Source organism: Lentihominibacter hominis, from assembly GCF_014385065.1.
In the GTDB taxonomy this organism is placed as follows: domain Bacteria; phylum Bacillota; class Clostridia; order Peptostreptococcales; family Anaerovoracaceae; genus Lentihominibacter; species Lentihominibacter hominis.
The window spans coordinates 840,661-866,384 of sequence record NZ_JACRTA010000001.1; the positions used below are offsets into that span (position 1 = coordinate 840,661).

Annotated in this window: 23 protein-coding genes; 18 read left to right on the forward strand and 5 right to left on the reverse strand. The window is 36.5% G+C overall.

The window, feature by feature from the left end:
• Positions 1 to 15 precede the first annotated feature (15 nt).
• The 5 genes from gyrA to dnaA all read right to left on the reverse strand — a co-directional run bounded on the left by gyrA (position 16) and on the right by dnaA (position 8,478).
• The gene (gene gyrA / locus H8692_RS03970) at positions 16 to 2,547 is read right to left on the reverse strand and encodes a DNA gyrase subunit A (protein WP_187525031.1); all 2,532 of its coding nucleotides are present in this window, start codon (positions 2,545 to 2,547) and stop codon (positions 16 to 18) included.
• A gap of 19 nt (positions 2,548 to 2,566) precedes the next feature.
• Positions 2,567 to 4,489: a DNA topoisomerase (ATP-hydrolyzing) subunit B gene (gene gyrB, locus H8692_RS03975; protein WP_417494447.1), complete on the reverse strand. Its 1,923-nt coding sequence runs from the start codon at positions 4,487 to 4,489 to the stop codon at positions 2,567 to 2,569.
• 212 nt (positions 4,490 to 4,701) lie between these two features.
• Positions 4,702 to 5,793, reverse strand: a complete 1,092-nt coding sequence (gene recF / locus H8692_RS03980) for a DNA replication/repair protein RecF (RefSeq protein WP_187525032.1) — start codon at positions 5,791 to 5,793, stop codon at positions 4,702 to 4,704.
• A 1-nt stretch (position 5,794) separates the two neighbouring features.
• On the reverse strand, positions 5,795 to 6,910 hold the full coding sequence (gene dnaN / locus H8692_RS03985) for a DNA polymerase III subunit beta (RefSeq protein ID WP_187525033.1): 1,116 nt from the start codon (positions 6,908 to 6,910) through the stop codon (positions 5,795 to 5,797).
• 176 nt (positions 6,911 to 7,086) lie between these two features.
• Positions 7,087 to 8,478, reverse strand: a complete 1,392-nt coding sequence (gene dnaA / locus H8692_RS03990) for a chromosomal replication initiator protein DnaA (RefSeq protein WP_177268158.1) — start codon at positions 8,476 to 8,478, stop codon at positions 7,087 to 7,089.
• Positions 8,479 to 8,816: 338 nt separating this feature from the next.
• On the opposite strand from dnaA, the gene rpmH reads away from it, so the two are divergent.
• From rpmH to H8692_RS04080, 18 genes are all read left to right on the forward strand, one after another.
• The gene (gene rpmH, locus H8692_RS03995; RefSeq protein ID WP_177268160.1) at positions 8,817 to 8,951 is read left to right on the forward strand and encodes a 50S ribosomal protein L34; all 135 of its coding nucleotides are present in this window, start codon (positions 8,817 to 8,819) and stop codon (positions 8,949 to 8,951) included.
• 114 nt (positions 8,952 to 9,065) lie between these two features.
• The gene (gene rnpA / locus H8692_RS04000) at positions 9,066 to 9,404 is read left to right on the forward strand and encodes a ribonuclease P protein component (protein ID WP_177268162.1); all 339 of its coding nucleotides are present in this window, start codon (positions 9,066 to 9,068) and stop codon (positions 9,402 to 9,404) included.
• An 11-nt stretch (positions 9,405 to 9,415) separates the two neighbouring features.
• Positions 9,416 to 9,625 (forward strand): membrane protein insertion efficiency factor YidD, encoded by a 210-nt coding sequence (yidD, locus tag H8692_RS04005; protein WP_177268164.1) that lies wholly within the window; start codon positions 9,416 to 9,418, stop codon positions 9,623 to 9,625.
• 14 nt (positions 9,626 to 9,639) lie between these two features.
• The gene (locus H8692_RS04010) at positions 9,640 to 10,347 is read left to right on the forward strand and encodes a YidC/Oxa1 family membrane protein insertase (RefSeq protein ID WP_177268166.1); all 708 of its coding nucleotides are present in this window, start codon (positions 9,640 to 9,642) and stop codon (positions 10,345 to 10,347) included.
• Between the two features lie 28 nt (positions 10,348 to 10,375).
• On the forward strand, positions 10,376 to 11,221 hold the full coding sequence (gene jag / locus H8692_RS04015; protein ID WP_187525034.1) for an RNA-binding cell elongation regulator Jag/EloR: 846 nt from the start codon (positions 10,376 to 10,378) through the stop codon (positions 11,219 to 11,221).
• A gap of 55 nt (positions 11,222 to 11,276) precedes the next feature.
• The gene (mnmE, locus tag H8692_RS04020; RefSeq protein ID WP_187525035.1) at positions 11,277 to 12,650 is read left to right on the forward strand and encodes a tRNA uridine-5-carboxymethylaminomethyl(34) synthesis GTPase MnmE; all 1,374 of its coding nucleotides are present in this window, start codon (positions 11,277 to 11,279) and stop codon (positions 12,648 to 12,650) included.
• Positions 12,651 to 12,686: 36 nt separating this feature from the next.
• Positions 12,687 to 14,567 carry a tRNA uridine-5-carboxymethylaminomethyl(34) synthesis enzyme MnmG gene (gene mnmG / locus H8692_RS04025; RefSeq protein ID WP_177268172.1) on the forward strand — a complete coding sequence of 627 codons (1,881 nt, stop codon included), beginning with the start codon at positions 12,687 to 12,689 and terminating at the stop codon, positions 14,565 to 14,567.
• A gap of 7 nt (positions 14,568 to 14,574) precedes the next feature.
• Positions 14,575 to 15,285, forward strand: coding sequence for a 16S rRNA (guanine(527)-N(7))-methyltransferase RsmG (rsmG, locus tag H8692_RS04030; RefSeq protein ID WP_187525036.1), 711 nt, complete (start codon positions 14,575 to 14,577; stop codon positions 15,283 to 15,285).
• An 84-nt stretch (positions 15,286 to 15,369) separates the two neighbouring features.
• Entirely contained in the window at positions 15,370 to 16,170 is an 801-nt protein-coding gene (locus H8692_RS04035) for a ParB/RepB/Spo0J family partition protein (protein ID WP_187525037.1), read from the forward strand.
• A gap of 145 nt (positions 16,171 to 16,315) precedes the next feature.
• Positions 16,316 to 17,089, forward strand: coding sequence for a ParA family protein (locus tag H8692_RS04040; protein ID WP_177268176.1), 774 nt, complete (start codon positions 16,316 to 16,318; stop codon positions 17,087 to 17,089).
• Complete coding sequence (locus H8692_RS04045; protein ID WP_177268178.1) at positions 17,090 to 18,034, forward strand: ParB/RepB/Spo0J family partition protein; 945 nt, start codon at positions 17,090 to 17,092, stop codon at positions 18,032 to 18,034.
• Between the two features lie 35 nt (positions 18,035 to 18,069).
• The gene (locus tag H8692_RS04050) at positions 18,070 to 18,570 is read left to right on the forward strand and encodes a SprT-like domain-containing protein (protein ID WP_207722940.1); all 501 of its coding nucleotides are present in this window, start codon (positions 18,070 to 18,072) and stop codon (positions 18,568 to 18,570) included.
• Between the two features lie 105 nt (positions 18,571 to 18,675).
• The gene (locus H8692_RS04055; RefSeq protein WP_243206886.1) at positions 18,676 to 20,322 is read left to right on the forward strand and encodes a SulP family inorganic anion transporter; all 1,647 of its coding nucleotides are present in this window, start codon (positions 18,676 to 18,678) and stop codon (positions 20,320 to 20,322) included.
• A 288-nt stretch (positions 20,323 to 20,610) separates the two neighbouring features.
• Entirely contained in the window at positions 20,611 to 22,212 is a 1,602-nt protein-coding gene (locus tag H8692_RS04060) for an ABC transporter substrate-binding protein (protein WP_187525039.1), read from the forward strand.
• An 83-nt stretch (positions 22,213 to 22,295) separates the two neighbouring features.
• Entirely contained in the window at positions 22,296 to 23,279 is a 984-nt protein-coding gene (locus tag H8692_RS04065; RefSeq protein WP_177268184.1) for an ABC transporter permease, read from the forward strand.
• Positions 23,272 to 24,141 (forward strand): ABC transporter permease, encoded by an 870-nt coding sequence (locus H8692_RS04070; protein ID WP_412265155.1) that lies wholly within the window; start codon positions 23,272 to 23,274, stop codon positions 24,139 to 24,141. The genes H8692_RS04065 and H8692_RS04070 overlap by 8 nt, the downstream gene beginning before the upstream one ends.
• Positions 24,142 to 24,150: 9 nt before the next feature.
• Positions 24,151 to 25,086 (forward strand): ABC transporter ATP-binding protein, encoded by a 936-nt coding sequence (locus H8692_RS04075; protein ID WP_187525040.1) that lies wholly within the window; start codon positions 24,151 to 24,153, stop codon positions 25,084 to 25,086.
• Positions 25,076 to 25,714 (forward strand): ABC transporter ATP-binding protein, encoded by a 639-nt coding sequence (locus H8692_RS04080; protein ID WP_177268188.1) that lies wholly within the window; start codon positions 25,076 to 25,078, stop codon positions 25,712 to 25,714. Before H8692_RS04075 ends, H8692_RS04080 begins: the two co-directional genes overlap by 11 nt.
• The last annotated feature ends 10 nt before the right edge of the window (positions 25,715 to 25,724 follow it).

Consider the following 25,724-nt stretch of genomic DNA (forward strand, 5'->3'; position numbering starts at 1 on the left):
AATATCTCCTTGTGATTATATCTTCATCTTTGTCTGCTCTGAATCATTTTCTTTCTTTTCAGCTGCTCTTTTATCTGCCTTTTTTTCCAGAGCAAGTTTTGTATCTATTTCATGTTCCTCTTCTCTTATTACCCTTGCTATAGATATGATGTTCACATCATCATCTGCCCTCATAATCTTTACACCCTGAGTTGCTCTTCCCAGTTTGGACACATCAGCTGCAGCAATTCTTATAATAGTTCCTTCTGAATTTATAAGAAGAATTTCATCATCATCATCTACTACAAGAGCACCTACAAGCATACCGGTTTTCTTAAATTTACTCTTATCGTATGTCAAAAGTCCTTTACCGCCTCTTGCCTGTATTTTGTATTCTTTGACTGATGTCCTTTTTCCGTATCCTTTGCTTGTAACTACCAGTACTTCTTCGTGAGGCTGAACAAGCTCCATTGATACCACTTCATCATCACCTTCAAGCTTAATGGCTCTTACGCCTCCTGCTATTCTTCCCATAGGACGCACATCATCTTCTGAGAAGCATATACACTTTCCTTGTTTTGTTATGATTATGACATTATCGCTTCCGCTGGTCTGCTTTATAGCTACAAGTTCATCTCCATCTTTAAGATTGATAGCTATAAGCCCTGTTTTTCTGTTAGTATCAAACTGAGATATGGCGGTTTTCTTAATAGTACCGTCTTTAGTAACTGCCATCAGATATTTGTCATCTCTGAATTCTTTAAACGGTATGACTGCGGTTATTCTTTCTCTCTGCATCAGATTAAGGAAATTTATAGCAGGCGTTCCCTTAGCTGTTCTTGTAGCTTCCGGAATTTCATATGCTTTTATCCTATGGACTTTTCCTGTGTTTGTAAAGAACATTAGATTATCATGAGTTGACGTCATTATAAGATCGTTGACAAAATCATTTTCTCTCGTGGTAAGTCCCGTAATGCCTTTGCCGCCTCTCTTCTGGGTCTTATAAGTATCTGCAGGAATCCTTTTAAGATATCCCAGATGAGTCAGAGTTATAGCCACCTGCTTTTCCTCTATGAGATCTTCATCATCCATATCACTCATATCAGCTACTATTTTAGTCTTTCTTTCATCGCCGTATTTTTCTTTTATTTCAAGAAGCTCATCTTTTACAACACCCATAAGCTTTTTCTCATCTTCGAGGAGGCTCTTGTAATAAGCTATTTTTTTCTGCAGTTCTGCATATTCGTTTTCTATTTTTTCACGTTCCAGACCCTGCAGCCTTGCCAGTCTCATATCAAGTATAGCCTGAGCCTGTATATCTGAAAGTCCGAAGCGCTCCATCAGCTTGTCCTTGGCATTATTATAACTTGATCTTATTATCTTTATGATCTCATCTATATTGTCAAGAGCTATACGCAAGCCTTCCAGTATATGAGCTCTGGCTTCTGCCTTATTGAGATCATACTGAGTTCTTCTCGTTACAACTTCCTTCTGATGTTTCAGATACTCTTTTATTATATCATACAGATTCAGAAGTCTCGGCTGACCTTCAACCAGCGCGATCATTATCATACTGTAATTTTCCTGAAGCTGTGTATGTTTATAAAGTCTGTTAAGAGTTATCCTCGGATTGGCGTCTTTCTTCAGCTCTATCACTATACGCATCCCATTTCTGTTGGATTCGTCTCTTATAGCTGAAATACCTTCTATCCTTTTATCCTTTACAAGCTCTCCTATCTTTTCAAGAAGTCTTGCTTTATTAACCTGAAACGGTATTTCACTAATTATAATCTGTGAGCGGCCTCTGTCAGTTTCCTCTATATTGGCAACTGCGCGTACCATAACCTTTCCCTGTCCTGTCCTGTAAGCCTCTCTTGCTCCTTTTTTACCTAAGATCTGAGCGCCCGTAGGAAAGTCAGGGCCTTTTACTATTTCAACAAGATCCTCTACGGTACACTGATCATCATCTATCATCCTGACAGTAGCATCTATTACTTCTCCAAGATTATGAGGAGGTATAGATGTAGCCATACCTACGGCTATACCGTTACTGCCGTTTACCAGAAGATTAGGAAATCTTGCCGGAAGTACGACAGGTTCTTTTTCTTCTTCATCAAAGTTAGGCATGAAATCTACGGTATCTTTATCTATATCCCGTATCATTTCAAGAGAAAACGGAGACATCCTGGCTTCCGTATAACGCATGGCTGCCGCGCCGTCACCGTCTACTGATCCAAAGTTTCCGTGTCCGTCCACAAGAAGATACCTTGTAGAAAAATCCTGAGCAAGTCTTACCATGGCATCGTAAATAGAGTTGTCGCCATGAGGGTGATATTTACCCATTACTTCACCGACTATACGCGCTGACTTCTTGAATGGTTTATCAGGTGTTATTCCCAGACTGCTCATTCCATAAAGTATTCTTCTGTGAACAGGCTTAAGACCATCTCTTACATCAGGAAGAGCACGTCCTACAATTACACTCATGGCGTAATCTATATAGGAGTTTTTCATCTCATCATGTATCTCATGCTGGATCATTTTCTGATCTTCAATTAAATTTGCCATCTATCCAAACTCCTCCCATCTAAATATCCAGAGTCGCAAGAGCCGCATTCTGCTCGATAAAATGTCTTCTTGGCTGAACTTTATCTCCCATTAGAGTAGTAAATATCTCGTCTGCTGCAGTAGCGTCATCAATTGTTATCTGTATAAGAGTTCTGTTATTGTAATCCATTGTAGTCTCCCAAAGCTGATGAAAATCCATTTCTCCAAGACCTTTATATCGCTGTATATCAGCTTTTCCGGGTTTATCTGCCAGTTCTTTCATAAGTTTTTCCTGTTCTCTTTCAGAATAGGTATAATAAACTTCCTTACCCTTTTTAACTTGAAAAAGAGGAGGCTGAGCAGCGTAAATATAGCCTTTTTCTATAAGAGGAGTCATATATCTGTAGAAGAACGTTAAAAGAAGTGTTCTTATATGAGCTCCGTCAACGTCGGCATCTGTCATTATTATTATCTTATGATATCTCAGCTTTGACTCGTCAAAATCAGGACCTATGTTGCATCCAAAAGCCGTTATCATATTCTTTATCTCATCTGAGTTCAGTATCCTGTCAAGACGTGCTTTTTCAACATTAAGTATTTTTCCTTTCAGCGGGAGTACAGCCTGTCTCAATCTGTCTCTTCCCTGCTTAGCGCTTCCGCCTGCAGAATCACCCTCCACAAGAAATATTTCTGAAAGTGAAGGATCTTTTTCCGAGCAGTCAGCTAATTTTCCAGGCATGGAAATACCATCAAGGACACTTTTTCTTCTTGTAAGTTCTCTTGCCTTCCTTGCCGCTTCTCTTGCCCTTGCTGCTCTCAAACATTTATCTATGATTATTTTCGCCTGAGTAGGATTTTCTTCAAGAAAAGCCATAACATTCTCTGCTGTAGCTGTCTCCACAAATCCTCTCATCTCACTGTTTCCCAACTTAGTCTTTGTCTGTCCTTCAAATTGAGGTTCAGTGAGTTTAACGGAAATTATAGCTGTCAAACCCTCTCTTACATCATCACCTGAAAGAGCATCGTCATTTTCTTTAAGAATTTTGCTTCTTTTGGCGTAATCGTTTATAGTTCTGGTAAGAGCTGTTTTAAATCCTACCATATGGAATCCGCCTTCTGTTGTATTGATGTTATTAGCATAAGAGAGCATCATCTCGCTGTATCTATCAGTATACTGCATGGCAACTTCGACTTCTCTGTCCTTGTCTGCAACTTCAAAATACACTACATCAGGATGCAGAGGCTCCTTATTGGTATTCAAATGTTTTACGAATTCTTTCAGACCGCCTTCATAATGAAATACTTCTTCCTGCTGTTTTCCTTCTCTTTCATCTTTTAAAATTATTCTTATCCCCTTATTGAGAAAAGCCATCTCTCTCAGCCTTCTCTCAAGAGTTTCATAATCATACTCTATTTCGTCAAAGATCTCAGGATCAGGCCAAAACGTGCTCTTTGATCCTGTCTTTCTCGAGTTTCCTATATCTGTAAGGGGACTTGTGGTTTTCCCTTTAGCATAAGTCTGTTTATAAACTTTTCCGTTTCTTTTTATTTCCACTTCCATTTTCGTAGAAAGAGCATTTACTACAGATGCGCCTACGCCGTGAAGTCCTCCTGAAACCTTATATCCCCCTCCTCCGAACTTTCCTCCGGCATGAAGAACAGTGTGTATTACTTCCACTGCAGGTATCCCAAGCTTAGGATGATTATCTACAGGCATCCCTCTTCCGTCATCTTCTACAGTAATGGAATTGTCTTTGTGTATAGTAACATTTATATTATTGCAAAAACCGGCAAGAGCCTCGTCTATACTGTTATCTACTATTTCATACACCAAATGGTGAAGCCCTCTGGAACCTGTACTTCCTATATACATTCCAGGTCGTTTTCTTACAGCTTCAAGACCTTCTAAAACTTGTATCTGCTCAGCTCCATACTGCTGCAGCTTTTCGTCTTTCGCCATCATCTAATCTCCTTTTCCTTAAGTTCAGTTATAACGGCTTATTATATCATATATTTTAAGTTTTTACAAACTTTTATAAGGTTTTGGAGTTTTGAGTCAATTCAACACCTGTAAAAGCGTGAGATTTAAAATTTGAGCCTTTCAAAACCCTGTTTATACGCCATATTAATAAAAAAACCTGTAAACTTTTTAAAATCATGTTTACAGGTATTTTTTCAGATTTCTATTTCTATTTCTCCTGAATTTATTTTAAAAATCTTTCCTTCCGGAAGTGATCTGGCCACTTTTCCTGATATGTCAGTAGTAGTTATAAAAAGCTGATTTCCTCCTAAAGAATTTATAAGATAAGTCTGTCTGTCGTTATCCAGCTCAGAAAGAACATCATCCAGAAGCAGTATAGGTTTCTCTCCCATTTCTTCTTCTATGAGCTTTATTTCCGAAAGTTTCAAAGAAAGAGCTGCAGTCCGCTGCTGCCCCTGTGAACCGAATTTTCTCAAATCAATACTATCAGCCGATATTTTAAGGTCATCTTTATGGGGCCCTCTTCCTGTATTCCTGTTCTTTATATCATCTTCTCTTACATCACAAAGCAACTGATAAAAAGACTTTTCCGTATTATCTGAAACATCTATATTTGACTCATACTTTATATCAAGAATTTCTTTGCCGCCTGATATTCTGCTGTGTATCTGTCTGCTTATATCGTTTATCTTCTTTATGAATTCATTACGCCTTACTGCTACTCTTGCCCCGTATTTAGCCAGTTCTCGGTCCCATATATCGAGGATCGACACATCTATAATACTTTCTTTAAGATAAGTATTTCTTTGTTTCAATGTTCTTTTATAATCACTGAGATCACTGTAATATCCGGGTTTTATCTGACAAAGCTCTCTGTCGACAAATTTTCTTCTCTTTTCCGGTTCATCTTTTACAATTTTCATATCTTCCGGAGAAAATATTATTATAAATACACGATCTAAAAGCTCAGATGTTTTTTTGATTTTAACGCCATCCAGCTTTATTCCTTTTTTTCCTTCTTTATTTACAACTATTTCATTAACATGATCATCTCCGTCAAAATAAGCTGTAGTTCTTATTTTGCAAAATTCCTTTCCAAACCTTATGAGTTCTTTGTCTTTAGAGGTTTTAAAAGATCTTGCCATAGCATTTAAATATATACTTTCAAGCAGATTGGTTTTCCCCTGTGCGTTATTGCCTATAAATATATTAACATTTTCATTAAAAACCACGTCAAGTTCTTTATAATTCCTAAAATCTTTTAATTCTATTCTCTTTATATACATTTTACATCGAAGGTATTCTTACAGGAAGGATTAAATATTCATATGAATTCCCTTCTACAGGTTTTACTACGCAAGGGGATGTTCCTGTTTTGAAATTCATAGATATTTCTTCATCGTCTATTGCTTTTAATACGTCTATAATAAATTTTGAATTAAATCCTATTTCAAGATCATCTCCTGTTTTTTCCATTATTATTTCTTCTTTCACATTACCTTCTTCAGATCTTGAAGTTATCGTAAGCAAATTATTTTTTATAGTCATCTTTATAAGATTATTTTTTCCTTCTTTAGCTAAAAGTGATGCTCTTTCTATACTTTCAAGTAATATTGATTTTCCTATTATGACATTTATATCGTTGTTTTTAGGTATTATTTCTTTGTATTTTATGAATTCGCCTTCCATAAGTCTGAGTATTACTTCTGTTGTTCCTATGTTAAATACAGCTTTTTTTTCTCCCATCAATATTCTGATATCATCGTCTGTTTCATCATCAGAAATGATTTTACTTATTTCATTCATAATTTTAGCTGATATTATAAATTTATTTTCTTCGGCACTCGTCATGTTTTCATTGGCAAGAGCAAGCCTAAATCCATCAAGAGCTACCATGCTGACCTTTTCTCTTCCTATTTCTGTAAGTATACCTACTAAAATGCCTTTTGATTCATCTATAGAGGCTGCAAAAGAGGTTTTTCTTACCATATCTTTGAATATCTCTTTATCAAATATAAGATCATCTTTTATTTCTTCTTTTTCTCCTATTTTAGGAAATTCATCTACAGGAAAGCTTACTACTGTAAATTCAGATGAACTTGTTTTTATCAATACAGAGTTTTCTTCGTTTGATTCTATAGATATTTCTTCATTGGGAAGCTTTCTTATTATGTCTCCGAATAATTTTGATATAACAACAATAGAGCCTTCTTCTTCTACGTAAGCTTCTGTTTCTTTCTGTATACTTATTTCAAGATCAGAAGCAGTCATAATTAATTTTCCGTTGGCTTTAGCTTCCAGCAGTATTCCTTTTAAAATAGGCAGAGTAGTTCTGTTTGAAACTGCTTTTGAAACTGTATTTAGCGCTTTTGTCAGTGTTTGTTGATTGCAAGTAAATTTCATAATATCCTCCAAATGAAAAAAATCTGTTTATTATATTTATATATATTTATAGTAGTTGTAGTAGTAGGGCCTGTTGAAACTGTTGATAACTTATAAAGCCCTTATAAATACTTGTTTTTTTGTTCTTAAAAAACTGTGGATAATTTGTTTTTTTTGTTAACAGATAGTGTGGATAACTATTGTATATCGTCTTTTATGCGTCTTATTTCTTCAGCCATCAGGCTGTTGGTTTTTAATTCTGCAGAGATTTTTTCGTAAGCATGCAGTACTGTGGTGTGGTCACGGCCGCCGAAATATTCTCCTATCTTCGGAAGCGATGAATCGGTCAATTCTCTGCAAAGGTACATGGCTATCTGCCTTGGGTGTGAAAATTCACGTTTTCTTTTAGCTGATTCTATATCTGATATTTTTATATTGTATTTTTTGCAGACCGTTTTTTTTATGGTTTCGCATGTTATGTTAAAGTCACTGGTTGAAAAAATATCGTTTAGATTTTTTCTGGCAAATTTTACGGTTATACGTTCATTAAAGATTCTTGAATAACTGATAATTCTCGTTAGAGCGCTTTCAAGCTCTCTTATATTGAATTTGACTTTTTCAGCTATAAGATCTATAACTTCAAGCATATCATCATCTTCAACGTCGACATTTTCCTGTTTTGCTTTATTTCTTAAGATTGCTACTCTTGTTTCAAAATCGGGAGGCTGTATGTCTGCTATTATATTCCATTGGAATCTTGATCTTAAGCGTTCATCAAGATCTGTAAGTTTACTTGGATGTCTGTCGCTTGATATAACTATCTGTTTTTCAAATTCATAAAGAGCATTGAATGTGTGGAAAAACTCTGCCTGGGTACTTTCTTTACCTTCTATGAACTGTATATCGTCTATCAGCAATACATCTACATTTCTATATTTTTTTTTGAAAGCCCTCATTTTACTGTTATAGTTTTTTTTATCTTGTATTGCTTTTATAAGTTCAGATGTAAACATTTCGGAGGAAACATAAAGAACTTTGGAAGAAGGATTGTGTTCAAGTATGTAGTGTCCTATGGCATGCATGAGATGAGTTTTTCCGAGTCCTGATCCTCCATATATAAAAAGAGGATTGTAGACTACTGCCGGTGATTCAGCTACAGCAAGAGCTACAGCATGGGCATAGTTATTGTTAGATCCTACGACGAAATTATCGAAGTTGTATTTTGGATTGAGAAAGTATTCTTCTCTGAATTCTTCTTCAGTCTCTTTTTTTTCCTCGATCTGTGTGTGTTTTCCGGAACTTCCTTTAAGAAAGTTTTCTATTTCTTCTTCTGTTTTTTCTTTTATAACTACCTTGTATTTTTTTCTGAATACGCTTTCTACAGCTTGTTCAAATATTGAAATATAACGGGTTTTCAGAATTCCAATGGCAAAATCATTAGATGATGCAACGTAAAATACTTTAGCATCTTCATCCACTTCGAGAGGCACTAATGGAGCAAACCATGTCCTGTAACTCACATCTGTAACGTTTTCGTTTATTTCTGAAAGTATATCTCTCCATTTTTTTTCTTCAATCTTTTTCTTCATAAGTTTTTCCTCTCTCTAAGCTGTAGGTATATAATATCAAAAAAAGTTATCCACAGGCAATAGGTTAATAAAATTTGTTGAAAAAATAAAGTTAAATGAAGTTATCCACTACTTGTGGATAAAATTGTGCAAAGTTTCAACAGGCATAACTATATATTGGTGTGATACTTATTATTTGTAATATTTTTACATTAATGTATTTAATGACTATGGGTGTTATTTTAAAATCAATTGACACAAGTTTAACTGGAGGGTATAATAGTAAAGCGTATGGCATAAGTTGAAATTTAGATTTATGCACTTGAATTGATATAATTTACAGAAGGAGGAAGAAACGGATGAAGATGACATATCAGCCGAAAAAAAGACAGAGAAAAAAAGAGCACGGCTTTAGAAAAAGAATGAAAACAAAGAACGGTAGAAATGTTTTAAAAAGAAGAAGACAAAGAGGAAGAAAAGTTTTATCAGCATAGAGACCGCAAGTGTGGTCTTTTTGTTATAACCTGATAATTATTTATGAAACATAGAGACCGCAGCTGATAAATTCAGCTGAATGCGATTTTTATACCGATAAATTTGGTAATGTTATGCTAAAAAAGGATATACTGAGAAGAAAAGATGATTTTACTTCTATATATAAAAAAGGAAGATCCGTCGGAGAACGGTATATTGTACTTTTTTATAGGAAGAACGATCTTTCATACAACAGAATAGCATTTTTAGCAAGCAAAAAAGTAGGAAACAGCGTTGAACGAAACAGAGCCAGAAGGCTCATGAAGGAAAACTATAGATTTTTAAAAGATTATATCAAATCGGGGTATGATCTTATATTCATTGCACGGAAAAATATAAACGGAAAGAAACTTCGAGATGTGGAAAAATCTATGGTAAATTCTGTATCTAAAGCAAAATTGTATAAGAGATAAGAGGCATATAGATGAAGAAGATATTGATTCTTGTAATTAAAGGATATCAGAAATTCATATCTCCTCTTTTTCCGCCAACATGCAGATTTTATCCTACTTGTTCTACTTACTTTATACAGGCATTGGAAAAGTACGGATTTTTTAAAGGCTCTTTTCTCGGTATAAAGCGATTGATGAGATGTCATCCTTTTAATCCGGGAGGTTATGATCCTTTAAAATAGGAGGAAATTAATTAATGTATACAATATTAGGAGTAATAGCAAAGCCATTGGGATGGCTTCTCGGTTTTCTGTATAACTTTTTAAGTGATTATGGAATTACTATTATTTTGTTTACTCTGATAGTTAAGTTGTGTCTGTATCCTTTGTACATAAAGCAGACTAAATCTACTGCTAAAATGGCAGAGGTACAGCCTAAAATGCAGGCTTTACAGAGAAAATACGCAAACGACAGAGAAACTTTGAATATAAAGATGGCAGAGTTATATAAGGAAGAAAAATTCAATCCTATGGGTGGATGTCTTCCTATGCTTATACAGATGCCTATAATTATGGGGTTATTTGCTTTACTGAGAAACCCTTTGAGGTATATGGCAGATGACAGTATGATTTTTGCTTTTCATGAATCTTTTATGTGGATAAAAGATTTAAGTCAGCCGGATCCATGGATACTTCCTATAATTGCGGGCGTAGCGACATTTATTTCATTTACTATGAATCAAGCCTTATCTGATAGCGGCGGTGCCAATAATCAGATGAATGGCATGATGAAAATGATGAAATATATTTTTCCTATTATGATTTTGTGGATGGCGAGATCATTTCCATCCGGACTTGCTCTTTATTGGGCAGTCAGCCAGATTATACAGATATTCTTCAATATACATATGGCTACTCTCAGAAAGAGATTAAAAAGAGAGGCACAGAAAAAAAATAAAAAATAGATCTCTATAGTTTTGGAGGAAAATTTAAATGGATTATTCGGAAAAATGGGGGGTTGACGTTGAAGAAGCTGTCAAACTTGCCCTTATGGATCTTAAACTCTCCAGAGATGAAGTTGAAGTTACGGTTTTGGAACAGCCTTCAAAGGGGTTTTTCGGTATAGGCTCTAAACTTGCAAAAGTAAGAGTAGAAAAGAAAAAAGAGGAGAAAAAAGAAATCCCTGCTGCCGAGATTCTCGAAAAAGAGGAACATGAAGAAAATCTTCAGCAAGAAAAATCTGAAGAGCCTAAAGAAAAAACTGACAATAAAGAATATAAGAATAACAGGAAGAACAGAAATAAGAAAGATAATAAAGCTGGCACAGCTGAAAATAATGAAGAAGAGAGCAGCTTGAATATCGAAGTCGTAAATAAAAGCGAACTTGAAGATGTGGAAGAGCATGAAGCTCTTGATTTTCTGAAAGATGTAACAGAAAAAATGGGTCTTACACTGTCATTTGATGTTAAAGCAGGTAAAGATATAGTTTATATAGAGATGTCAGGCAAAGATTCAGGCACTATTATAGGCAAAAGAGGACAGACGCTGGATTCTATTCAGTATCTTACAAGTCTTGTGATAAATAAAAACAGCGAAAAGTATATTAAAGTAGTTATAGATGCTGAGAATTACAGAGCTAAAAGGCAGAAGACTCTTGAACAGCTGGCCAATAGACTGGCGGCAAAGGTAATAAGAAATAAGAAATATGTAAGGCTTGAACCAATGAATCCTTATGAAAGAAAAATAATTCATGCTACTTTGCAGCAGAATCCTGAGATTAATACGAGGAGCGAAGGTGAAGAACCTTATAGAAGAGTTGTAATAGAGCTTAAAAAGTAATTTTAAGAGTCCGCAAGTTTATTTGCGGACTTTTGCGATTATTGGGGAGAAAAAAATGGAAGATACTATTGCTGCAGTTGCCACCGCTTACGGAGAGGGTGGAATCGGCATTATAAGAATAAGCGGGAACAAAGCTTTTGATATTTTAAAGGATATATTTGAACCCGGAGGAGAATTTGCTGAAATAGTAAGCCGAAGAATGACTTATGGAAAAATAGTAGATAAAGATAACAATGAGATAATAGATGAAGTTTTAGCAGTGTATATGAAAGGTCCTAAAACTTATACGGCGGAAGATGTTGCAGAGATAAATTGCCACGGCAGTATAGTGGCTTTAAGAAAAACTCTCGGACTTGCGCTTCGAAAAGGAGCGCGTATGGCTGAACCGGGTGAATTTACTAAGAGAGCTTTTTTAAACGGCAGGCTTGATTTATCTCAGGCTGAAGCTGTTATAGATATTGTGAAGGCTAAGACTGATAAAAGCTTTGATGTGGCTATATCACAGCTTGAAGGAGGACTTTCTCTTAAAATTATGGAGATAAGACAAAAGCTTCTGGATGTTCTTGTAGATATAACAGTCAATATAGATTATCCTGATGAAGATATAGAAGAGCTTACTTATGAAAAATTGGAAGAAAATATATTGCTGATAGGCGAAATGATTGAAAAACTATTGTCTACAGCTTCTACAGGACGTATGATAAGAGAAGGAATAAGAATAGCTATAGTAGGAAAACCAAACGTGGGAAAATCTTCTCTGATGAATAGTCTTCTAAAAGAAATACGCGCTATAGTTACAGAAATACCGGGTACTACCAGAGATACTATTGAAGAAACTCTCAGTATAAGAAATATTCCTGTTTACCTTGTTGATACTGCAGGTATAAGAGATACTTCTGATAAGGTTGAACTTCTTGGGATAGAAAAATCTAAAGAAGCTTTTAATAATGCGGATTTTATAATATTTATAACTGATGGAAGCCGTCCTATCTCTTCTGAAGATAAAGAGATAGGGAAATATCTTAAGGAAAAGAAATCTTTGATTCTTATAAATAAAAGTGATCTTGGCAGAGTATTTGACGACGATGAAATAAGAGAAATAGCGGGAAACCATGATATAATAGAAACCTCTCTACTCAATGGCAAAGGGATAGAGGATATAGAAGAATTTATTGAAAATATGGTTTATGGCGGACATCTATCACAAAAAGACAGTATGATGGTTAATAATGTTCGTCATATAGAGCTTTTAAGAAAAAGCAGAGGATCTCTTGAAGATGCTCTTAAAATGATTGCTTCCAAAGAAGCTCTGGATTTTATAGAAATAGATGTTAAAAACACTTATGAATATTTAGGTGAGATAATAGGAGAAACGGTATCGGATGATATCATAGATGAAGTATTCGCCAGATTTTGTCTGGGGAAATAATTTTTCTTTTTTATATACGGAGGCATGTATCGGCAAATGGAAAAATTTTTAATGGGAACATATGATGTTATAGTAGTAGGAGCGGGTCATGCAGGGTGTGAAGCAGGGCTTGCATCGGCCAGAATGGGGAAAAAGACGCTGATGTTTTCCATAAATCTTGAGGCTGTTGCTATGATGGCGTGTAATCCGTCGATAGGCGGTACAGGAAAAGGTCATCTTGTAAGAGAAATAGATGCTCTGGGCGGAGAGATGGGAATAAATATAGATAAGACTTTTATCCAAAGCCGTATGCTTAATACTGCTAAGGGTCCGGCTGTTCACTCTCTTAGAGCTCAGGCTGATAAAAATCAGTATCATATTGAAATGAAAAAGACTATTGAGAATGAGGATAATCTTCATTTGAAACAAGGTGAAGTTATAGACATAATAATAGAAGAAGGAAAAGCCTGTGGAGTAGTTTTAAAGACTGGCGCATGTTACAGAGCTGAAGCTGTAATATTAGCAACAGGAACTTTTCTTGCCGGAAAAATATTTATAGGCGATAGTGTTTTTGAAAGCGGTCCCAACGGTCTGGCTCCGTCTGTCGAGCTGGCAGAACGTCTGAAAGAGTATGGTCTTCCTATGAGAAGGTTTAAAACTGGTACTCCTGCCAGAGCTTTAGGTAAGAGCCTTGATTTTGATAAGATGATACCGCAGCACGGAGACGAGGATATTGTTCCATTTTCATTTATGAATGACAGTTTAGAGAAAGATCAGGCAGATTGCTGGCTTACATATACCAATGAAGCTACGCATGATGTAATAAGAGCGAATTTTCATAGGTCAGCTCTGTTTGGCGGTCATATAGAGGGTGTCGGTCCGAGGTATTGTCCTTCTATAGAAGATAAGGTAAACAGATTTTCAGATAAAGAAAGACATCAACTTTTTGTCGAGCCAGAGGGAATTTATACTGATGAGATGTATATACAGGGAATGTCGTCTAGTCTTCCTGAAGATGTACAGCAGGAATTTTATAAAACTATACCGGGACTTGAGAATTTAGAAATAGTAAGGCCTGCTTATGCTATTGAGTATGATTGCATAGATCCTGTAGATTTAAAAATATCTCTTGAAAATAAACATATCGAAAACCTTTTCTGTGCCGGCCAGTTCAATGGAAGTTCCGGATATGAAGAAGCTGCAGCGCAGGGACTTATGGCGGGAATAAACGCTGTTCGTAAAATAGAAGGGAAAAATGAATTTGTTCTTCAGAGAAACGAAGCTTATATTGGCGTTCTCATCGACGATTTAGTAACTAAAGGTACTAATGAACCTTACAGAATTATGACCAGCAGAGCAGAATATAGACTGGTTCTCAGGCAAGACAATGCAGATTTACGTTTGACTGAGAAGGGTTATGAGGTTGGATTGGTAAAAAATGATAGATATGAGAAATATTTGAATAAAAAAGAAGTAGTAAGACTTGAGACAGATCGCTTAAAGAAAAAAGTATTGAAACCTGAAAATGTAAATGATTTTCTGGAAAGTAAGGGAAGTACACCGATAAAAAGTCCATGCTCTCTGTATGAGCTGCTGAGAAGACCTGAAATAAAATATGACGAATCCTTTGTTATAGACGAAGAAAGACCTGTACTTTCTTCACATCAAAAAACTATGATGGAAGTACAAATAAAATACGAAGGGTATATAGACAAACAGAAGCAGCAGATAGAAAAATTTAAAAGACTGGAAAATAAAAAGCTTCCTTCTGATATTGATTATCACAGTATTGATGGGCTCAGAATAGAAGCGAGGCAGAAACTGAGTGATTTTAGACCGCTGTCTGTGGGACAGGCATCCAGAATATCAGGAGTATCTCCGGCAGATATAAATGTACTTCTTATTTATATGGAAAAGTTTCGCAGGAGAAAGAGCTGATATGGTTATGAAAGAATTAATAAAGATATTTAAAATATTAGATATAGATTATAATGACGAGAAAGAAAAGAAATTTTATCAATATATGAGTGAAATACTCAAACTGAATCAGCAGATAAATCTTACTGCCATAACTGAGAAAAACGAATTTATACAGAAGCATTATGTGGATTCTCTTCTCTGTGCAGGCTTAGATGAGTTTAAAAATTCATTTTCGATTATAGATGTAGGAACGGGCGGTGGTTTTCCCGGAGTACCTCTCGCAATAGCTTTTCCTGATAAGGAATTTGTGCTTATAGATTCCCTGAATAAAAGAATAAAGATAATTAATCAGTTATGTGAGTCTCTTGGAATTTTCAATGTAAAGGCGTTTCATGGAAGAGCAGAAGAAATGGGCAGACGTAAGGATATGAGAGAGAAGTTTGATCTTTGTGTTTCACGTGCAGTGGCTAATATGAGTACACTTTCCGAATATTGTATTCCTTTTGTAAGGGTTGGAGGAAGTTTTATAGCATATAAGGGGCCTGACTGCAGAAAAGAACTGGAAGATGCGATTAATGCAGTGACTGCTCTTGGAGGAGAGGTAATAAGAGAAGAAAGTCCTGAAATAACAGGGATACCTTTTGATCATAAATTTATAGTTATAAAAAAGAAAAAAAATACACTGTCGAAATTTCCGAGAAAACCCGGAACTCCGTCAAAAGAGCCGATTAAATAGCATAAATCGGCTCTTTTTGTGTTATGAATCATCTTTTCTGAAGAAGGACAAGTTGTTAATATATATGTAGGAAAGGGGGTAGGGATGATGTTTATTAAAAAGACTACGGAAATACCGATAAATATGATTAAAACTAATTCACAGCAGCCCAGACAGATTTTCGCAGAAGAACAGCTATTGGAACTAAGAGATTCAATAAAAGAATTTGGGGTGCTGCAGCCTTTGATTTTAAAAAAGGAGGCTAATGGAGAGTATCTTCTTATAGCCGGGGAGAGAAGACTTAGAGCGTCAATAATGGCAGGACTTGACAGAGTCCCCGCCGTTATAAAAGAAGCTAATGAGGAAGAAATAAGCTTGATAGCTCTTGTGGAAAACATACAGCGTGAAAATCTCGGATACATAGAAGAGGCAAGAGCTTATAAAAATATAATGGAAAAATATGGCATAAGCCAACTTGCTTTATCGGAGAAATTAGGAAAAAATCAATCTACTATATCTAATAAGATCAGACTCTTATCTTTACCGGAAGATATACAGAATATGTTGGTGGAAAATAAGCTTACTGAACGTCATGCAAGGGCCTTACTTAAAATCGAAGACGATCAGTTGAGAAGAGTCATAATAGGCAAAGTTTTAAAACATGGATTTAATGTTAAACAGACGGAAAAGCTTGTGGAAGATTACCTCACACAAAAAGAAAATCAGGAACGTGAGAAAAATAAAATAAAGCATATAAGTTATAAGCTTTATCTCAATACACTGAGAAGAACATTTAATGATATGGAATTAAATGAAAAAGGCGCCACTTTTAAACAGGAGGATACAGGAAATGATCTCAGAATAACAATTACCATACCTAAAGAAATACAAGGAATGGTTATATGATATACTCCTTAAAATAATGTTTCACGTGAAACATTATTTTTTTTGTAAAGAAATGCAAAAGTTATAGTAAAAATTATAATGATGTTATATAATGTTTAAAGCAATATAAGAAATAGTCAATGTATATTGATTAAGGAGGAATAAATTGGGTAAAGCTATAGCTATTTTTAATCAAAAAGGCGGGGTAGGTAAGACTACTACCAATATAAACCTTGCGGCATGTTTGGCTATAAAAGGGAAAAGAGTGCTGATATTGGACATTGATCCGCAGGGAAATACTACCAGTGGGGTGGGGATTTCAAAAAAAAATCTGGAGATTACTACTCACGAGATACTAATAGAAGATAAATATCATCCTGAAGAGGCAATTTTACCTACAGGTATTGAGAATCTTGATATAATGCCGGCCAGCGTTCAGCTTGCAGGGGCGGAAGTAGAAATGATAGAGCTTGCAGGAAGAGAAAAAAGGCTTAAGAGAGCAATAGATATTCTTAAGCCTAAATATGATTATATTTTTATAGATTGTCCGCCGTCTTTAGGAATACTTACTATAAATTCACTGACTGCTGTAGATTCGGTACTTATACCTATACAATGTGAATTTTATGCTCTTGAAGGTGTAAGCCAGCTTATGAGTACAATAGACATAGTAAAAAGAAATATGAATCCTAATCTTGAGATACAAGGTGTTATTCTTAGTATGTTTGATGGAAGAACTAATCTTTCCATACAGGTAGTTGAAGAAGTGAAGAAATATTTCAAGGAGAAGGTATATACTACTGTTATCCCCAGAAATGTTAGATTAGCTGAAGCGCCAAGTTACGGTATGCCTGTAATACAATATGATCCCAGATCGACAGGAGCGCAGGCATATATGGAATTTGCAGATGAATTTTTAAGCAGCGAGGAGGAAGAGTAAATGGCAGCGCCGAAAAAAACGCGAGGCTTAGGAAAAGGTCTTGATGCACTTTTCGGAGATGCGGAAGTATCCTTAAGCGTAAAAAAAGAAGAAAAATCGGAAGGTAACGAACAAAAGAAAGCCAAAGCAAATATAAATGAAGAAAAATTTCCACAAGAGGCCGGAGGTATAGAATATATAGATATAAACAATATAAAACCAAATTCCGGACAGCCGAGGAAAACTTTCGATGAAGAAAAGCTGCAAGAACTCGCTTCATCTATAGAAGAGCATGGGCTTATACAGCCTATCGTTCTCAGAAAAGCCAAGAATGGGTACGAAATTGTAGCCGGTGAAAGAAGATGGAGAGCTGCCAGATTAATAGGAATAAAAGAGCTTCCTTGTATCATCAGGGATCTCACTGATGAAGAAAATATGCTGCTTGCTATTATAGAGAATATGCAGAGAGAAGATCTTAATCCTATAGAAGAAGCTGAGGGAATCAGTCAGATGATGAATACATATGGTCTTACTCAGGAACAAGTTTCAAAGAGTCTCGGCAAGAGCAGACCTTACATAGCTAACAGCTTAAGATTGCTTAAGTTAGCTGATATAGTAAAAGGATATTTGTCAGAAGGATTACTTACTTCAGGGCATGCAAGAGCTCTCGCAGCAATATCTGATGAAAAGAAGCAGATAGCTCTTGCAGATATAGCTGTTAAAGAAGGACTCTCTGTAAGACAAATGGAAAAGTTAGCTCAGGAAAATAAGAAAGATAAAGGAACCGCCAGATCGAGAGACAAAGCAAAAAATGCAGATGTTAAAAGAGTAGAAGAAGATCTAAAGGAAATCCTCGGAACTAAAGTAAATCTTAATCGAAGAGGGAAAAAAGGCAAGATAGAAATAGAATTTTACAGTAAAGAAGATCTCGAAAGATTAATAGAATTGTTGAAAACACTTAATTAGATAGGATTGTTTCATGTGAAACATAATTGAAAACTATGAGACCGGAAGATGTAAACAGTAATTTAAATATAGTAATAAAGCAGGCACAGGAGTTGAATATTCCTGTGCCTGATAATATATGTGGTAAAGTTAGAATAAATCCAAGACCTAAAAGTCGATTCGGATGCTGCAAAAAAGAAAATGAAAAATTTCAGATTGAAATAAGTCAGTTTATACTTCAATGTCGTGAGGAAAAGATAAGAGAAGTGTTGGCTCATGAAGTTTTGCATACTTGTAAAAACTGCTATAATCATGGAAATATATGGAAAGAATATGCTGAAAAAATGAATAAAGCATATGGATATAATATAAAACGTGTTTCTTCATTCAAAGATATGGATATAACTTTAAACAAAGAAGAAATAAAATATGTAATAAAATGTTATGATTGTGGAAGAGAATATCCAAGGCATAGATATACGGCAATGATGAAAAAAATATCCTTATATAGATGTGCATGTGGAGGCAAACTGAAAGTATTGAAGAAAAAGAGTTAAGATTGACAAAATAAGCAAATTAGTAATGGTTTACACCCTTGAATAATATTGTCAGAAGCCTATAATTATTTATAGGAAAAATAAATTAAATACAATGGAGGAATCATGAATTTGTTTAAAGACTATGTAACCGATATCAGAAATGAATTTAAAGGTTATAACGGCAAGAGGTTTTCAAAAGATCTGATGGCAGGTATAACTGTTGCAGCTGTTGCGCTTCCTCTGGCTTTGGCCTTTGGTGTAAGTTCGGGAGCTACTGCTGCGGCCGGACTGGTCACTGCTATTATCGGAGGCATTGTCATAAGTGTTTTATCGGGAGCATCTTTTCAGATATCAGGACCGACGGGAGCAATGACAGCAATACTGGTGACTCTTGCTGCCAAATATGGCATGCAAGGTATATTGATAGCTTGCTTTTTTGCGGGAATAATGCTGATAGCAGCAGGAGTGCTGAAATTGGGAAGAATAATATATTATATACCATCTTCCGTAATTACAGGATTTACTTCAGGTATAGCTGTAATAATAGCATTAGGACAACTTGATAATTTTTTTGGAGTGACATCTAAAGGCAATCTTGCTATAACCAAGTTTATTTCATATTTTACGGAAGGTTTCCATCCGGATATACCTACTATGTGCATAGGGTTAGCAGTTATTGTCATTATGATTATATGGCCGAAAAAGCTTAATGAAAAAATACCGTCATCATTGGCGGCCTTGATAATCATTCTTATAGTAAATCAATTTTTGAAATTAGATGTAGCAATGGTAGGGGATATACCTAAAACATTATTCCTTGATGAGAGACTGTCTATATCAGGATTTGATTTTTCTAAATTTTGGGATTTATTTGTTCCTGCTCTGTCCATAGCTGCGTTGGGAATGATAGAGAGTCTTCTTTGCGGAGCTTCAGCCGGGAAGATGAAAAAAGAAGAGCTGAATGCTGACAGAGAGTTGATAGCACAGGGAATAGGAAACATTGTTATACCATTTTTCGGAGGTGTTCCCGCAACTGCTGCTATAGCAAGAACCAGTGTAGCTATAAAAGCAGGATGCGAAACAAGACTTACGGGAATAATTCATGCGGCTATACTGCTGCTTTCAATGTTTGTATTGGCTCCGGTTATGTCTGTAATACCTCTTTCTGCCTTAGCAGGAGTCTTGATTATTACGGCATGGAGAATGAATGACTGGGCCAATATACGTTTTATATTCAGCCATAAATTCAAATCGGGTATCATTAAATTTATTATAACTATGGGGGCTACCGTAGTTTTGGATCTGACACAGGCTATAGTTATTGGTGTCGCCGTTTCTGTAATACTTATATTGATAAAACTCACTGATATAGAAATCAATGTAAGTGATATAGATGCTGACAGGCTTAAAGAAGTAGGTATACATCTTCCTAAAATTTCGGGAAAGGTAAGAGTTGCTTACCTGACCGGCGCTATATTTTTTGCTGTAGTAGATAAATTAGTGAAGAAACTGCAGGAGCAGGAGGGAGTAACAGAAGGACTTATACTCTCTATGAGAGGTGTTCCGGTTATAGATCTTTCCGGCATACAGGCACTTATAGAACTTGTAGAAGAGCTGGAAAGCCATGGAACAGAAGTATATTTGACCAGCGTGCAACCTAAAGTTCTTGAAGAGATGGAACGAGGCGGACTCATTGACCTGATAGGAGAAGAGTATATTTTTGATAGTGCAGAAGAAGCTATCATTGTAGCTCAGAAAGAACACATGTAAGAAAGTAGAGCAAAGTAGTAATGCATAATATACATAATTGTTATTGCAATGGAATACCAATATGATACAATAAAAGAACTCGGCACAGAAGTGTCATAAGATCTCAGAAGAGATCATGAAGCAATACTTTAATAATATTATTGTTTAAAAAAGTTTATCTTCAAAAACTTAAAATCACAGGAATACTTGTCCAGGAAGGCTATAAAACTATTAGAAGTAGTTTTTTAGCCTGTCTGGATTTTTTTATGAACTGATTTCATCGTAATTGTAAAGTAAGCAGGAGGAAATATGAAAAATAAATCGTTATTGAAAAAAGGTATTGGTATTTTGCTGCTATTAATAATGTCAGCAGGGGTATTATCCGGATGCGGAAAAACGTCTTCCGAAGAAGAGGGGATATCTGTATATATAGGAGGAACTATATTCGATGGAAGCTTGGATCCGGTAAAAGGAGCAATGTCCTATGGATACCCGTTTACAAATAATGCACTTACCAAGGTGACGCCGGAATCTGAATATACCGGAGACTTGGCCTCTGACTGGAAGATAAGCGAAGATGCGCTGACTTATACATTTAATTTAAAAGAAGGTATCAAGTTTCATGATGGATCAGATTTTACGGCTGAAGATGTGGTGTTCACATATAATGAAGTTAAAAACAATCAGGGAAATAATGAAAATGTGGATCTGAGCCGTATGGAATCAGCAGAAGCAACAGATGATTATACTGTAACCTTTAAACTCAGCGAACCATATTCATCATTTCTTGATCAGACTGCCTGTCTGGGAATAGTTCCCAGTGATGGTTATGACAGTAAGACTTTTGATACAGTTCCTATAGGAACAGGTCCATGGAAAGTAATACAGTATGATACAGCTCAGAAAATTATAGTACAGGCTAATGAGGATTATTATGGCGGAGTGCCTTCCATAAAGCAGGTTACTATTTTGAATATGGAAGAAGATACGGCTATTGCTAACGCCAAATCAGGCGAGCTGGATGTAGTAATGGTAGATCCCAATTATGCTGATGAAGAAGTAAAAGGAATGCATATAGAAAATCTTGAAACTATGGATGTACGTCAGATAGGCCTTCCTGTAACCGCTGAGACAAGTTATATAACAGAAGATGGACAGAAAATAATAGTGGGTAATAATGTTACTTCTGATAAAGCAGTAAGACAGGCTCTCGCCATAGGTATAGACAGACAAAAGATAATAAACGATGCTCTTAACGGAATAGGAAAACCGGCTGAAGGCTTTACAAGTAATTTGGTCTGGGGGAATACAACATCATATGAGGATAACCGTAAAGATGAAGCAGCTGAATTATTGGAAGCTGCAGGTTGGATCAAAGGTGATGATGGAATATATGAAAAAAACGGAAAGAAATGTGAATTTACTATTCTCTCGCCAAGCGGAGATACAGCGAGATATCAGCTGGCTGCTGCTGTAGCTGAAGAAGCAAAAACTTTGGGAATCAAAATAGATGTAGATCAGAAAACATGGGATGAATTATCAACAGCAGCAGCTTCAAATGGCGTAGTATGGGGATGGGGGCAGTTTGATCCTGTAGTTCTCAAAAATCTTTTTTACAGTGATTCTTTTACCGGAAACGGAACCTCAAATACTATAAGATATTCTGATGCGGAAGTAGATAAATTGGTAGAAGAAGCTTTAAATTCCAATAACAGAGAAGATGCGGTGAAAGCGTGGAAGGAAGTACAGACAGCTACAGCAGATGATTATGCTTATCTTTATATAGTGAATATAGAACATAGTTATTTTGTAAAGGATGATCTTGATATTTCTGTAGATACACAGATACCTCATCCACATGGCCATGGTGCTCCTGTGATTAATAATATGAACGAGTGGACGCTGAAATAAATAAACATTATATAATAAACTGTTCTGTCTCTGAGGCAGAGCAGTTTATTTCGGAAGATATTGTCTTAGAAAGGATCTTATTTATGAACAGAGTGAAATATATTTGTTCCACTACAGCAAGAATGCTGACACTTTTAATAGCTGTCAGCATATTATCTTTTATACTGATATCGGCATCACCTGTAGACCCTTTGAAAGCTTATGTAGGAGCAGAATCTACGCTGTCTGAAGAGGCTAAGGAGGAGGTGGCAGAATACTGGGGGCTCAATGATCCTCCTGCGGAAAGATTTCTCACATGGGCAGATCACACGCTTCACGGTGATCTCGGTCAGTCCATCACATACAATATGCCAGTATCAACTGTAATAGCGGATAGATTCAAATATTCAGTTGCTCTTATATTGGCAGCATGGGTATTGTCAGGGATTATAGGTTTCACAGCCGGTATATTTGCGGCTGTAAAGAAGGGAAGCATTTTTGATAAATGTGTAAAGACATTTTGTCTTATCTTACAGTCAGCTCCTGTTTTTTGGTTTGGTCTTCTCATGCTCACAGTGTTTTCAATAATTTTGGGATGGTTTCCTATAGGACAGGCAGTTCCGGTGGACAAACTTGCAGCAGATGTGACCATATGGGACCGTATATACCACATGATACTTCCTGCCGTCACTTTGAGTATTCTGGGTACTGGAAAGATAACACTTTATACGAGACAGAAGCTTATTGAAATAATGCACAGCGATTATATATTGTTTGCCAGAGCCAGAGGAGAATCTGTAAAACAGCTTGTAATAAGACATGGACTTAGGAATATCGCAATGCCTGCTATAACTTTGCAGTTTGCATCATTTAGTGAGTTATTCGGAGGAATTGCACTGGCGGAAACAGTTTTTTCATATCCGGGAATAGGAAGTGCTGTTACTGCTGCGGCTCTTAATGCAGATGCTCCTCTTTTAATAGGAATAGCCATGTTCAGTGCTCTGTTTGTATTTGTCGGAAATTTTATTGCCAACGTACTTTATGGAGTTGTTGATCCCAGACTGAAGGAAGGAGGATACCGTGCATAATGATTCTATATTTGCTGCAGGAAGTCCCCGCTTGAAATCTTCCGGCATCAATACCCGAAAAAAAATGATAATATATATAACAGCAGCGTGTGTATATCTGATTGCAGTTCTGATTGCGGGGCTTGTCATGAATCCTGATCTTTATGGCGTGCATTATGAAAATAAATTTCTTACACCATCATTTTCACATCCTTTCGGAACGGATTTTATGGGAAGAGATATGTTCTGGAGAAGCATAAAAGGTCTTTCCAACAGTATATTAGTAGGTTTGGCTGCATCTGCGGTGAGTTCTGTTATTGCGCTTATATTCGGCGTTGCCGCTGCTGTAGCCGGAGGAAAAACAGATAAGATTATAACCTGGCTTGTTGATTGTTGTATGGGGATGCCCCATATCGTGCTTCTTCTCCTTATTTCTTATATGATGGGAAGGGGAGGCTTTGGTGTGGCCTTTGCTGTGGCTGTAACTCATTGGCCTGAGCTTACGAGACTGGTAAGAGCGGAGGTTTTACAAGTCAAGAATGCTCAGTATGTACAGGCCGCTGTGAAAATGGGAAAATCAAAAACTCGGATAGCTAAGGAACATATAATACCACATGTGCTTCCGGTATATCTTATAGGGCTGGTATTACTTTTCCCGCATGCCATTATGCATGAAGCCTCTCTTACATTTCTCGGATTCGGATTTTCGGCTTCAACGCCTGCTATCGGCGGTATATTGTCAGAAGCTATGAAACATATAGTTACAGGAAAGTGGTGGCTTTGCTTGTTTCCCGGACTGATCCTTCTGGTAGCAGTGATGCTGTTTGATGTTATAGGAGATAAGCTTAAGATGCTTCTTAATCCGGGAAGCGGCAATCAATAGGAGGGGGAAATGGGAGTATTAAATAATAATAAAGAATCTGTTTTAAAAGTAAAAAATCTGACTGTTTCATTCAGTCGTTATGACCGAGGCTGGAATAAGACAAATCTTCAGGTCATTCACTCACTTGATGTAGAAGTTTTTTCCGGTGAAATTTTAGCAGTCGTGGGGTCCAGCGGCTCGGGAAAAAGCCTTCTGGCGCATTCGGTTTTAGGTATATTGCCTGATAATGCTACAATTACCGGCAGTATGGAATTCATGGGAAAACCATTGACTGAAAAAGATCAGAAAAAGCTGAGGGGAGAGCAGATAGTATTGATTCCTCAATCAGTAGAGTTCCTTGATCCGTTGATGAAGGTAGGCAAACAGGTGAAAGGAATTAAAGGAACTGTGGAAAAGATGAGAGAAGCATTTAGAAGATATGGTCTTTCTGAAAATGTAGAAAAAATGTATCCTTTTCAGCTTTCCGGAGGAATGGCCAGACGTGTTCTCGTATCTACAGCTGTGATGGAAAAATCAAAACTTATTATTGCCGATGAACCGACGCCAGGGCTTGACATGGAAATGGCTATGGAAACCCTCAGACATTTTCGTCAGCTTGCAGATCAGGGATGCGGAGTAATGCTTATTACTCATGATATAGATCTGGCCCTTAGTGTAGCTGATCGTATAGCAGTATTTTATGCGGGGACTACTGTGGAAGAATGTCCTGCAGAGGACTTTATAAAAGGGAAAAAGGCTTTAAGGCATCCATACAGCAGAGCATTTATAGATGCTTTGCCTCAAAACAGTTTTAAACCTATAAAAGGTACGCAGCCTTATGCGGGAGATCTTCCAAAAGGGTGCCTGTTTGCTGACAGATGTCCCTTGAGAACAGAAGAATGCGGCGGAAAGATACAGATGAGTTCTGTAAGAGGCGGAAAGGTCAGGTGTGTTCATGCAACTTAAAGCGGATAATATAAGTTTTAGATATAATGATAAAAGTCCTTGGGTTTTGAGGAATGTGAATTTTACAGTGGAATCTGCTGATCGTATAGCGTTGGTAGGCCCGTCGGGATATGGGAAGAGTACTCTTTCTAAGATATTGTCCGGCTATCTGAAACCAACAGAAGGGAAGGTATTGTTAAACGGTGAGCTTCTTCCTGAAAAAGGGTACTGCCCTGTACAAATGGTATATCAGCATCCTGAACAAGCGGTTAATCCAAGGTGGAAAATGGATAAAACGCTTAATGAGTGCTGGAAACCCGATCAGAATCTTCTTGATTCTATGGGAATAGAGAAAGAATGGCTTAAAAGATGGCCGTCAGAACTTTCAGGAGGTGAACTGCAAAGATTCTGTATAGCAAGGGTATTGGGACCTGATACAAAATTTCTTATCTGTGACGAGATCAGTACAATGCTTGATGTTATAACTCAGGCGCAGATATGGCAATTAGTATTAGAGATATCAGAGGAAAGAAATATAGGTCTTGTAGTAGTTACACATAATATGGCTCTGGCAGAAAAAGTCTGTAATAAGATTGTTAGACTACCGGAAATATCAGTACAAAAACCGGAAGAAAGAATATCAGTATAAAGCTTTTTAG